This window comes from Candidatus Tenderia electrophaga, from assembly GCA_001447805.1.
Taxonomy (GTDB): domain Bacteria; phylum Pseudomonadota; class Gammaproteobacteria; order Tenderiales; family Tenderiaceae; genus Tenderia; species Tenderia electrophaga.
In genome coordinates, this window is sequence record CP013099.1 from 163,740 (window position 1) to 175,058 (window position 11,319).

General features: G+C 60.5%; 10 protein-coding genes. 3 read left to right on the forward strand and 7 right to left on the reverse strand.

Features of this window, described 5'->3' with window-relative positions; genetic code table 11:
- The first annotated feature begins 348 nt into the window (after positions 1 to 348).
- Genes ileS through ispH form a run of 3 tightly spaced genes read left to right on the forward strand, consistent with a single transcriptional unit; the run spans position 349 to position 4,652 of the window.
- On the forward strand, positions 349 to 3,180 hold the full coding sequence (gene ileS / locus Tel_00815; GenBank protein ID ALP51794.1) for an isoleucine--tRNA ligase: 2,832 nt from the start codon (positions 349 to 351) through the stop codon (positions 3,178 to 3,180).
- A gap of 13 nt (positions 3,181 to 3,193) precedes the next feature.
- Positions 3,194 to 3,715, forward strand: a complete 522-nt coding sequence (locus Tel_00820; GenBank protein ID ALP51795.1) for a signal peptidase II — start codon at positions 3,194 to 3,196, stop codon at positions 3,713 to 3,715.
- A 10-nt stretch (positions 3,716 to 3,725) separates the two neighbouring features.
- Positions 3,726 to 4,652 (forward strand): 4-hydroxy-3-methylbut-2-enyl diphosphate reductase, encoded by a 927-nt coding sequence (ispH, locus tag Tel_00825; GenBank protein ID ALP51796.1) that lies wholly within the window; start codon positions 3,726 to 3,728, stop codon positions 4,650 to 4,652.
- Positions 4,653 to 4,672: 20 nt separating this feature from the next.
- Here ispH and Tel_00830 read toward each other — a convergent pair whose 3' ends face one another.
- From Tel_00830 to Tel_00860, 7 genes are all read right to left on the reverse strand, one after another.
- Positions 4,673 to 5,704 (reverse strand): hypothetical protein, encoded by a 1,032-nt coding sequence (locus Tel_00830; GenBank protein ID ALP51797.1) that lies wholly within the window; start codon positions 5,702 to 5,704, stop codon positions 4,673 to 4,675.
- 37 nt (positions 5,705 to 5,741) lie between these two features.
- Positions 5,742 to 8,153: a hypothetical protein gene (locus Tel_00835; GenBank protein ID ALP51798.1), complete on the reverse strand. Its 2,412-nt coding sequence runs from the start codon at positions 8,151 to 8,153 to the stop codon at positions 5,742 to 5,744.
- A 16-nt stretch (positions 8,154 to 8,169) separates the two neighbouring features.
- The gene (locus tag Tel_00840; protein ID ALP51799.1) at positions 8,170 to 8,703 is read right to left on the reverse strand and encodes a hypothetical protein; all 534 of its coding nucleotides are present in this window, start codon (positions 8,701 to 8,703) and stop codon (positions 8,170 to 8,172) included.
- Complete coding sequence (locus tag Tel_00845; GenBank protein ID ALP51800.1) at positions 8,700 to 9,719, reverse strand: hypothetical protein; 1,020 nt, start codon at positions 9,717 to 9,719, stop codon at positions 8,700 to 8,702. Before Tel_00845 ends, Tel_00840 begins: the two co-directional genes overlap by 4 nt.
- A complete protein-coding gene (locus Tel_00850; GenBank protein ALP51801.1) occupies positions 9,716 to 10,246 on the reverse strand; it encodes a hypothetical protein in 531 nt (176 codons plus the stop codon). The genes Tel_00845 and Tel_00850 overlap by 4 nt, the downstream gene beginning before the upstream one ends.
- Positions 10,247 to 10,422: 176 nt before the next feature.
- Entirely contained in the window at positions 10,423 to 10,839 is a 417-nt protein-coding gene (locus Tel_00855) for a hypothetical protein (protein ALP51802.1), read from the reverse strand.
- Between the two features lie 100 nt (positions 10,840 to 10,939).
- Positions 10,940 to 11,281, reverse strand: a complete 342-nt coding sequence (locus tag Tel_00860) for a hypothetical protein (GenBank protein ID ALP51803.1) — start codon at positions 11,279 to 11,281, stop codon at positions 10,940 to 10,942.
- Positions 11,282 to 11,319: the final 38 nt, after the last annotated feature.

Below are 11,319 nucleotides of genomic sequence, written 5' to 3' on the forward strand. Positions count from 1 at the left end.
CCCCTTTCCTAAAGGGGGACTGAGGGGGATTTAAATCTCCCCTGTCCCCTCTTTTGCAAAGAGGGGGACCTAATGGCAAGTGGTGAAGCCAGCTTGCTGGATATGATGAATTTAAACTGGCTATCGCAAGAATGACGGATATATGTTGGCGGCTAATGCGGTGTGACAACGAAGCCACTACCCGCTTCCCCCTTTCTTGAAGGGCACCCGCAGGGCATAAAGGACTGAGGGGGATTTAAATCCCCCTCTGTCCCCTCTTTTGCGAAGAGGGGGACCGAATAGCAAGTGGTGAAGCCAATTTGCTGGATATGACGAATTTAAACGACGATTGAAAGAACAACGGACGACATGGCTGATTACAAACACACCCTGAACCTGCCCAAGACGGCCTTCCCTATGAAGGCCAACCTGGCCAATCGCGAACCGGACATGGTCAAGCAGTGGCAGGCCATGGACCTGTATGGCAAGCTGCGCGCCCGCGCTGAAGGGCGCGACAGATTCATCCTCCACGACGGCCCGCCCTACGCCAACGGCCAGATCCACATCGGCCATGCGGTGAACAAGGTGTTGAAGGACATCATCGTCAAGTCCAAGGCCATGAGCGGCTATGACGCCCCCTACGTGCCGGGCTGGGACTGCCACGGCCTGCCCATCGAACTGCAAGTGGAGAAGAAAGTGGGCAAGGCCGGTCACAAGGTGGACGCCAAGACCTTCCGCGAGGCCTGCCGTGAGTACGCCGCCAAACAGGTGGATCAGCAGCGTGAGGATTTCAAACGTCTGGGCGTGATCGGCGACTGGGACCATCCCTATCTCACCATGGATTTCAAATTCGAGGCCGACATCGTGCGCAGCCTGGGCCGCATTATCGAGCAGGGCCATTTGCACAAGGGCTACAAGCCGGTGCACTGGTGCGTGGACTGCGGCTCCGCCTTGGCCGAGGCCGAGGTGGAATACGAGGACAAGACCTCGCCCGCCATCGACGTGCGCTTTACCGTGTTGGATGACGAGGCCTTCATGCAGCGCTGTCACCATGTCGAGGATCATGAAGGCGAAGGACCGATCTCGGTGGTGATCTGGACCACCACCCCTTGGACCTTGCCGGCCAACCAGGCGGTCGCGTTGAATCCCGAGCTGGATTACGCGGTCATCCAATGCGACGCGGAGCACGGCGCCGAGCGCCTGGTGATCGCCGAGCCCATGGTGAAGGACACCCTGGCCCGCTACGAGATCAACGACTACCGCGTGGTGGCCTATTGCAAAGGCGCGGAACTGGAAGGCCTGGCGCTGGCCCATCCGTTTTATGACCGGGAGGTGCCGATCATTCTCGGCGACCACGTCACCACCGAGGCCGGTACCGGCGCGGTGCACACCGCCCCCGGTCACGGCCAGGACGACTACGTGGTCGGTTCGCGCTACAAACTCAAGGTGGATAATCCGGTGGGCGGCGACGGCAAGTTCCTGCCCAGTACCGAGCTGTTCGCCGGCGAGCATGTGTTCAAGGCCAACGATCATGTCATCGAGGTGCTGGAGCGCCAAGGCAAACTGGTGCGCGCCGCGGCGCTGCGTCATAGCTATCCCCACTGCTGGCGCCACAAGACGCCCATCATCTTCCGCGCCACGCCGCAGTGGTTTGTCAGTATGGAGCAAGAGGGACTGCGCCGGCAGGCCCTGCAGGCCATCAAGGGCGCCCAATGGCTGCCCGACTGGGGTCAGGCGCGCATCGAGGGCATGGTGGAAAAACGCCCCGACTGGTGCATCTCGCGCCAGCGCACCTGGGGGGTGCCCATCGCCCTGTTCGTGCACAAGGAGAGCGGCGCATTGCACCCACGCACCCAGGCGTTGATCGAGCAGGTGGCCGCACGCATTGAAGCAGGCGGCATCGACGCCTGGTTCGAGCTCGATCCCGCCGCGTTGCTGGGCGACGAGGCTGAGCAGTACGATAAGGTCGGCGACACCCTCGACGTCTGGTTCGATTCCGGCGTCAGCCATGCCGCGGTGCTGGCGCGGCGTAACGAACTCGATTTGCCGGCGGATCTTTATCTGGAAGGCTCGGATCAGCACCGCGGCTGGTTCCAGTCCTCATTACTGACCGGCGTGGCCATGCGCGGGGCGGCGCCCTACAAATCCGTGTTGACCCACGGCTTCACCGTTGACGCCAAGGGCCAGAAGATGTCCAAGTCCAAGGGCAATATCGTGGCGCCGCAGAAGGTGGCCAACTCCCTGGGCGCCGACATCCTGCGCCTGTGGGTGGCGGCCACCGATTACCGCGGCGAGATGACGGTCTCGGATGAAATCCTGAAACGCACCGCCGACGCCTATCGGCGTCTGCGCAACACGGCGCGTTTTTTGCTGGCCAATCTCAACGGTTTCGATCCCGCCCGGCACGCCCTGCCGGCCGATCAGATGCTGGCCCTGGATCGCTGGGCGGTGGAGCGGGCCAGCGCCCTGCAGGCGCAGGTTAAGGCCGCCTACGACACATACGAGTTTCACCAGATCTATCAAAAGGTGCACAACTTCTGCGCCGTGGACCTGGGCGGTTTCTACCTCGACGTGATCAAGGACCGCCAGTACACCACCCGGGAAAACAGTATTGCGCGGCGCTCCTGCCAGACCGCCATGTACCACATCATCGAGGCCATGACGCGTTGGTTGGCGCCCATCCTGTCGTTCACCAGTGAAGAAATCTGGAGCAACATCCCGGGTGAGCGCGGCGCCTCGGTATTTCTCGAAACCTGGTACCCGCTGCCGCAGATCAGTGACGAGGAATTCGGCGGCGCTTTCTGGAGACAAGTGCTGCAGGTGCGTGAGCACGTCAAGAAAGAACTGGAACAATTACGCATCGCCGGCGGCATCGGCGGCTCGCTGGATGCCGAGGTGGAGCTCTACTGCGGCAGCGAACTGAAGGCGCAGTTGGAACAGTTGGGCGACGAGCTGCGCTTTGCCTTGATCACGTCCGAGGCGCGCGTTCACGGCACCACCGTGGTGCCGGACGAGGCGGCGCATTACCGCCTGGATTCCAACGACGAACTCTGGATCGCGGTGGCGCCCTCGCCGCACGGTAAATGCGTGCGCTGTTGGCATCACCGCGCGGATGTGGGCCGTCATGCCGAGCATGCGGAGCTGTGCGGCCGCTGTGTTGAGAATGTGGTGGGTGATGGAGAGCAGCGCCGTTTTGCCTGAACAACGCCGTTCCATGCTGCGCTGGACCTGGTTGGCCTTGCTGGTGATCGTGCTCGACCAGGTCACCAAGCTGTGGGCCAATGCCGCGCTGCAACTGCACATGCCGCAGCAGGTGTTTACCGGCTTCAACCTGACCCTGTCCTACAACAGCGGCGCCGCCTTCAGTTTTCTCGCCGGGGCCGGCGGTTGGCAGCGTTGGTTTTTCATCGTCCTGGCCCTGCTGGTGTCGGGATACATCGTCTACTGGCTGCGTCGTCTCGGGCCCCAAGACAGGCCCCTGGCGGTGGCGTTGGCGCTGATTCTGGGCGGTGCACTGGGGAATGTCATCGACCGCATCTGGCTCGGTCATGTGGTGGACTTTATCGATGTCTATTATCTGAGCAAGGATTGCCTGCCGTTTTTCGGCCAGGCGATCGGCAACCGCGGCGGCAGCTGTCACTGGCCGGCCTTTAACATCGCCGATTCAGCCATTACCCTGGGGGCGCTGTTGTTGGTCATCGACAGCTTCAGCAGCCGTCACAAGGCAACCAATTAAGGAACTCGTTATGTCGGTTTTACTCGCCAATCCACGTGGCTTCTGTGCCGGGGTCGATCGCGCCATCGGCATCGTCGAGCGCGCCCTGGAGTTGTTCGGCGCGCCCATCTATGTGCGCCATGAGGTGGTGCACAACAAATTCGTGGTCGGTGGTCTGCGCCAGCGCGGTGCCGTCTTCGTCGAAGAACTGGACGAGGTGCCGGACCAGGCCACGGTGATTTTCAGCGCCCACGGCGTCTCCAAGGCGGTGTGGGACGAGGCCAAGCGCCGCGGCCTGAAGGTGTTCGACGCCACCTGCCCGCTGGTGACCAAGGTGCACCTGCAGGTGGAACGCTTCGCCCGCGATGGTTATGGCGTGGTGCTGATCGGTCATGCCGGTCACCCGGAGGTGGAAGGCACCCTGGGCCAGTACCAGGGCGAGGCCGGCATGTATCTGGTCGAGACCCCCGCCGATGTGGCGACGCTGGAGGTGAAGGATCCGCAACGTCTCGGCTTCGTCACCCAGACCACCCTGTCGGTGGACGACACCCGTGCGGTGATCGAGGCCCTGAGACAGCGCTTCCCCGCCATTGTCGGGCCGCGCCAGGACGATATCTGCTATGCCACCCAGAACCGTCAAGATGCGGTCAAGGAACTGGCCGAGCAAAGCGATGTAATCCTGGTGGTGGGTTCGCCCAACAGCTCCAATTCCAACCGCCTGCGCGAAATCGCCGAAAAATTCGGCGCCCGCGCCTATCTCATCGACAACGCCGGTGAGATTCAGCGCGATTGGTTGGCGGATGCCGATAAGATCGGGATTACCGCCGGGGCCTCGGCTCCGGAAGTACTGGTGAACGAGGTGATGGAACGCCTCGAGGCCTGGGGCATGGGCGCGGCGGCACAGCTGGCCGGCAAGGAAGAAAACGTCGTCTTCACCATGCCCAAGGGGCTGCGATAAGCCGCCGCCCGCCGCGCGCTTTATTCCTGGCGCAATTCGCGCCAGGACAGGCGTCTGCCCAGCATGGCCGCGCCCAGATCGGTGGCGAGATTCTCGATGCCCGTCTGGGTATGAATCAGGGTGGCGCCGATGCCGCTGTTGCCGGCGCCCAAGCTCAATGACGGGCTGCTCAGCGCGCCTTCTAACAACAGGCCTGACGGTGGGCTGTCGCCACTGCCCAAGTCCACCAGGTCCATCACGGTGTCGTTGTTAATGCTGATGACCGGTGCGCGCGGCGTGCCGCCGGAGGCCGCGTCGACGAACATGAACCAGCTGCTGCCGCCGCTGTCGCAAGGCACGATGCTGGGGATGTAGGTGTTGAAAAAGACGGTGTCGTTAAGCACGACCGCATTGCTGATAACGCGCTCGCCCGCCGAATCGGCGTCCGGGCCGAGATCGAAATACCAGCCGAATTGCCCCTCTTCGTAATTCACCGCCGTGCCGCTGGTGGTGCGCACATCCTCACCCAGGGCCTGGCCGCTCATAATGCTCTGCTGATGCAAGACGGCACGGCTCAAGGGTGTGTCGCCGCTGCCGATCCGGCCGCTGTCCCACACACCGTAGAAGCTTTGGGTGGCGGTATCGCCCAGGTCGTCCGTGGTCAGATACTGACCGGTGCCGAAATACACCATCAGATTGGGGCCGTTGGCGCTGACCCTGGGTTGGAAGGGATGACGGATGACGCTCGGCTTGGCGGTGATGGGTTGGGGCGTGTCGTCAGCCGCGGCGGCCTTGAACAGCGGCACGGGTGTGCCATCGCTTTCTTGGTAGGCGACGTCCCAGTTGGCGTCGTCGGCATCCGTGAGATCAAAGGCCCACAGATTGCCGTGCAGGTCGCCGGCATAGACGCGGTCGACATAACCGTCGGCGTCGGTGTCCACGGCGGTGGGTGAGGACAGGCCGTTCTCGGCCGCGTCGACGCCGCCGACACCGGTGTCGATCTTGCGATAGTCGGTACCCGGGTCCCACTCACCGGCATCGCTGAGGTCCGCGTCCAGGTAAAGAATAAACAAGGATGCGGTGCCGTTGTCATCGGCCGCATCGGAGGAGTTAGAGCCGTTGCCGACGATGGCCGCCCAGCCTTGCTTGGTCAGGGCGATGACGGGGCGGCTGAAGCTGTAGCCCAGGTCCTCGTCGTCGCCGTGGTTGAATTCCCACAGTACCCGTTGCGCGGCGTAGGCCTCGACGGGCGTGGCTGACTGATTGATTGAGCGGGTCGGTAATATCCAAGGCATACACGCCGCGCCCGCCGGCCCCCAGGCCGCCCACCAGCACGGTGCGCCAGGCGTCGTTGGTGTAGACATCGCTGACGCTGGGGGTGTTGTCGACATAGAAACGGTGGTTGTAGGCCGGATCGGTCAGCAGCGGCAGGTCCGCGAACAGGGTTTCCGGCACATAGGCGAATACCTCTTCCCCTGTGTTGGCGTTGAGTGCGTGCAGCATGCCGTCGTTGGCGCCGACGTAGAGCAGGGGCGTGCGCCCTTTATTGGCGTCCCAGAAATCGAAAAAGCGGTTTTCTTCGACGCCGAAGGGGTCGCTGTTGGGATAGAAGCTGGCGGGGGCACCTACATACACCGCGCTGCTGTTGACAATGTCGCCCAGCAGCGCAGCGCGTGGTCGGAAGGCAACGTCGGCAAATTCATCGCTGGGCTTGCCGCGCAGGTAGTCCAGCCGCGCCTGGCCCAGGTCGGGGTCCAACGTGCCGTCCGAGGTGAGGGACAGGGCCTCGTTCATGGCGCTGCTGATGCAGTTGCTGCAGGAACCGTCATTCCAGTTAAATGCCACTCCGTCAGCGCCGTCGAAGGTGATGATTTCGCGGGTGCTATGGTCCTCGTTCGCTAGGGTCGAGTCGGTGCTCCAGGTCAATGTCAGGTTGCCGCTGCTGTCCATCGAGTAGGCCAACAACTCGCCCGTCCAGTCCGCGGCATTGAAGCGGCTCACATAGATCAAGGAATCGTCGTCCAGTCGGAACGACGAGCCGGTGACGGAGGTGGCGCTTTCGATCTGCTGGTCAATATCGTTCAGCGCCGAACGCAGGGATTCCACCAGCTCATCGGAGTTGTCGCCGCTCAGAAACAGGCCGTTGCCGTTGACGGCGGCATGCCACAGGTCGTCGATCTTGGCGGCATCCGAGATGGTAGGGTCCGGCCAGGTGAAATCGTCGGCATAAACGTCGGTATCGTGGTCCAATGTTCCCTGTACACCGAAGGCTACAGTATAGGTGTGCATGCGCTGTTCACCTTCTAAACTGCGCAAGTCTTGGTAGTAGAATTCCGCAGCGTCGGCCAGGGTTGCAAACTCTGGTGTATCAAACTCATCTCCATCGTAATAGCCGTCGGTCATGAGGATAGTATTATTGATCTGACACTGACCGGCCGGATCCGGCAAGATAGGATCGTGTGCGGTACCGAAGAAATCACCGTTCTTATAATATTTGCCGGCATTTTCCAGGGCGCTGCGTAAAGGCGTTCTGGCGGTAACGTCAGTTTTGAATACAGCATCTAGTAGAGTTTCCTTGTCACTATCGGCCGGCTGAATCGGAACCCTCCCTGAGGGGCCTTCCGGGGGAAGATTAATCGTCGCGGTGCCCATCCGCATGCCGTTAGTCTCGCTGATCACCTTGGCGATGGCGTATTTGGCCACGTATTCGCGTTTGCGATGGTAGGTGAACCAGTTGGCAAAATTCTGTTTGGTTGCGTCATCCTGGTCCTTGATCCAGTGAATCGAAAGTTCACCTTCGTCGATATCGTCTTCGCTGTCACTGTCAATCCAGGTGTAGTAGCGCCAACCCTTGCAGGTGCCCGCCGTCGATTGGTTGCTGGCGCACCAGTTTGTCCATTCTGAGGTTGCGTAATAGCCGCTGCGATTGCCATTTACTAGTAGCGCAGAGTCGCTGGTCAGATTCACGTAGCTTCCGGCAGTGGGCGATTCCGAGTCCCAATCGAATGTCGTCGGATCAATCGGCGCCTGGGTAATGCTGGAATTATTATAGCCGGGCCACGGTTCATACTGACGTTGGGGATCGAAGTAGAGGCGATTATAGGCACGGGTACGTGCGCGCCACTCCTCTTCGGCGACAGTTTGAGTGCACTCGTTACTTGAGATCTGGAGGATGCGTCCGTATTGCCTGGCGCGGTAATGCTCCGCAATCTTTTCTTCGGTGTCAATCTCGGAATTCAGCGTACAGGTCGTGTTGTGAATCAGTGGCGGCGTGAGATTGTCGCTATTTTCCGACAGCCGTCCGTCGGCACCCAGCTCTCCGCCGGGGAAAAGGATCTCCCAACTCATGCTGAAGGAGTTGTCGTTAACAAAAAGAACATTGGGCGGGACGTTGTTGGTGAGAAATAAAGGTTGTTGCGCCAGGGTGCCGGGCGCGGCCTGGGCGGTGGGCAGGCCGAGCGTCAGCAAGGTGAAAGCGTAGGCAAAGGTGGCGCTGGTAACGTGTTGTTTTTTTCTGCTCACGATATTATCCGAATTCTTATGGGGTGATGTTCTTTTCATAGGTGCTTTGCACCATGACGCGCGCGCCGCCGCTGGCGTCCCGGCCCTGGGCGGTGATTCTGAGCTTGGCCGCGGGCATGTTGGACTGGCTCAGTTGGCCGTAGCCGCCGCCCTGTTCCAGGGGCGGCGGCACGTCCATTACCTGGACGATGCGGCAGGCCTTGTTGTCGGCGAGATTGTTTTCAACGGTTTCACACAGATCCGCTTCCGGGGTCCAGGTGGCCGGCTCGTAATAATTCGGGGATGTGCCCTCACCGTAGAGTCCGGGATGGGCGGCCTCGGCATCGAGCACGCCGCTGACGTCCACATTCCAATCGTAATCGCGTACTTCGGATTCGCTTTGGGCCAGTTTGAGTTCGGCGTTCTGAAAGGCAAGTTTTTGATTGCGGTCATTGGCGGCCATCTTTTCCTCCAGTGTGGAGGTGCTCATGGCGGTGATGCCCAGCATGGTCATCACCAACAGGATCAGCAGGGCAAGGATGAGGGCCGAGCCGCGTTGTCTATTCATCATGTGCCGATGCCTTGGTTGCGGAGTTGAATGGTGGTGGTGAAGCTGCGGAACAGGCGCCGGTCACCGGCCGCGGCCGTTTGCAGGTCATCCATGAACCAGTATTGCTGCGGCTGGGGCTGTTGCGGTGCCAGGTTGTCTTCCGTGGTGGCGAGCAGCAGATGGATGCGTACGCTGATGATATCGCTCATGTCAGCCACAGGATTGGTGGGATCAACATTGTCGGCGTCTACGTAGCGGATATTGCTGCCGTCACCGTTGATATCCTGGCCGTATAGGATTTGGAAATCCTCCACCCCGGCCAGCAAGGCCTCGGTTCTGATGCCGGGGTTGTTATTCAGGTTGTTGACGTAGGAACGATAGAGATTGCGTACCCCGTCGGCGTCCGCGCGCAGGTAATACGCGGTGTAGTCGAGTTTGGCGATTTCCGCATTGTCGGAGTAGGTCTTGCTCAAGGTCGCGCCCTTGACGGGGAGGATGTTGCTGTTTGGCTCACGCGCGCCGGCAATGAACAGGTCGGCGGTCTCACAATCGCTGACGATGGCCGGATCGCCCTCATCAATGTCGGCGATGGGCGCGATGCTGCCGGCAGTGACCGCCGCCGTCGTGCTGGTGGCCGAAACGGCGTTGGCGCCGGCGGCGATCACCATTATGACGTCAGTGCCGTCGATCACATTGTTGAGGCTGCCATCGGCGGTCAGCTTGATGTCGTCGGTGCCCGCATAGTCATACCCGCGGATGCCGTGGCTGAAAGGGCCAAGGCTGCCGTTGCTGCTGTCGTTGACATGCACATTGCTGTTGCATCCCAACTGGCCGGCCATACGGATGTCGCTGCTGAGCAGGTCCAAGGCGAAACGGGCGTTCTCCTGCAGCCGCGCCAGTTCATTCTGCACCCGGCTGGTCTGTTTGCTGGAACTGAAGATCTGGATGATGCCCAGGCTGAGAATCAGGCTGAGGGTGATGGCGATCATCAGTTCCACCAGCGACATGCCGGATTGCGTACGCGGCAGCTTCATCATGGCAGGAACCTCATCTGAAAGCAGGCGAATTCGGGGTCCTGGTCGGCGATGCATTGGGTACGGGTCATGTCCGCGTCAAAGGCCGGTTCACGCCAGAGCAGGGTGACGACGTACCGGCCGTTGTCTGTTCCGATCATGCCGCGGCCGTCGGGCAGGGCGGGTTTGGTGGTTTCGGTGACGGTGGTACCGTTGGTGCCGAGGATGGGGATGCTCCACTGACGCATGTCGAAGTCGGCCAGCTGCTCGGCCGTGCAACCGGTGCCGATACAGCCGGGATCTGCCGGGACGTTGGTGCCCGTGTCGAAGCCGACGTATTCGGCCCGGGCACCGGGATTGGCGCGAATACGATCGGCCATATCCATGGCCAGATTGGCGGCCTGGGTCTTGGTATAGGCGGCGTGGTTGTTGCGCAGGCTGGAGGCCTGCATGCCGGCGATGCCGAGCAAGCCGATCGACAGAATGACGATCGTGACCAATATTTCGATCAATGTGAAACCCGCCTGGCGGGTCGAGACAGCCCCAATCATTGTCCGCGCATCCCTTCTCGCTTTTTTTGCACGCTAGCACAAAGGGCGGCGGAAATGATTGGGTTTTGGACGGCGGCGTGCCGAAAGGCGGCGGGTGGCCGATGAGCGGTTTATTAGGATTTTCTAATTTATTTCGGCCGTTTACGTCATCGGGATCGGCCTGGCGTCATGGCGATTTACCAGCAGTTGTCCACGGTGCCGCTGCCGGTTATACCTTTGGTCGCCAGCGAATTGTACGTCAGGTTTTCGCATAGCGCGTCGTCGAATTGCGGGTCGGCGGTGATAATCACGCAGGATGAAATGGAGCCGTTACACTCCGCCGCGGACAGTTTGTAGTGGTCTTCGGGCGAATCAACATTGGCATCGGCCTCAAAGCCGAGATCGGTGAGGGCCGTGGTGTAGCTGTTATTGTCGGTGTAAAAACGCTCCTGTTTCGCCATCATGTCCAATAAGGCGGCCTGGCCTTCGGCGCGCTTGCCTTTGCGTACTTGGTCCTGATACGCCGGGTAGGCGATGGCGGCGAGGATGCCGATGATGGCGACGACAATCATCAATTCAATCAGTGTGAAGCCGGTGGCTTGTCTATGTCTCATGATTCAGTTCTCTTGATTCAGTTCTGTGTGGCCAATGCGCTGGGTTTCGCTGAGCGGGCGGGTTGGGCGGATCGCTTATACGAAGTCTACACGTTCCGCTCTATTCGTCACCGCCCAGGGGGTAGTTGCCGGGCAGGATCCAGATATCGGTAAGGTTCTTGCTGCGGTTTTCCCGCCGATAACTATAGCCGACCTTCATGCCCTTGCGCAGCTCGCTGACCAGTCCGACTTGACGGCTTGGGCTGTGCACCGCTACGCCTGCGGGGAGTCGCATCAGGGTGTCGTATATCACGATTCTACTTTGGCGCGCGTCGATATCGTCGATGATGCCGACGTTATCGAAGTGGTCCGGGTAATGGCTTGGTAATTGAGCCGCCAACAAGCCGACTGGCAAGATGAGCGGCAAAAACAAGGCTGCTAAACTGAGACTGCGTTTCTTCATAATTGAATTCCGTCATTAAGAGTGTCAGATTAAAGTCG

Bases quoted from the DNA above. Each gene is read 5' to 3' on its own strand.
- ileS (ALP51794.1), top strand. From the start codon at position 349: ATGGCTGATTACAAACACACCCTGAACCTGCCCAAGACGGCCTTCCCT.
- Tel_00855 (ALP51802.1), bottom strand. From the start codon at position 10,839: ATGAGACATAGACAAGCCACCGGCTTCACACTGATTGAATTGATGATT.
- Tel_00850 (ALP51801.1), bottom strand. From the start codon at position 10,246: ATGATTGGGGCTGTCTCGACCCGCCAGGCGGGTTTCACATTGATCGAA.
- ispH (ALP51796.1), top strand. From the start codon at position 3,726: ATGTCGGTTTTACTCGCCAATCCACGTGGCTTCTGTGCCGGGGTCGAT.
- Tel_00860 (ALP51803.1), bottom strand. From the start codon at position 11,281: ATGAAGAAACGCAGTCTCAGTTTAGCAGCCTTGTTTTTGCCGCTCATC.
- Tel_00845 (ALP51800.1), bottom strand. From the start codon at position 9,719: ATGATGAAGCTGCCGCGTACGCAATCCGGCATGTCGCTGGTGGAACTG.
- Tel_00840 (ALP51799.1), bottom strand. From the start codon at position 8,703: ATGATGAATAGACAACGCGGCTCGGCCCTCATCCTTGCCCTGCTGATC.
- Tel_00820 (ALP51795.1), top strand. From the start codon at position 3,194: ATGCTGCGCTGGACCTGGTTGGCCTTGCTGGTGATCGTGCTCGACCAG.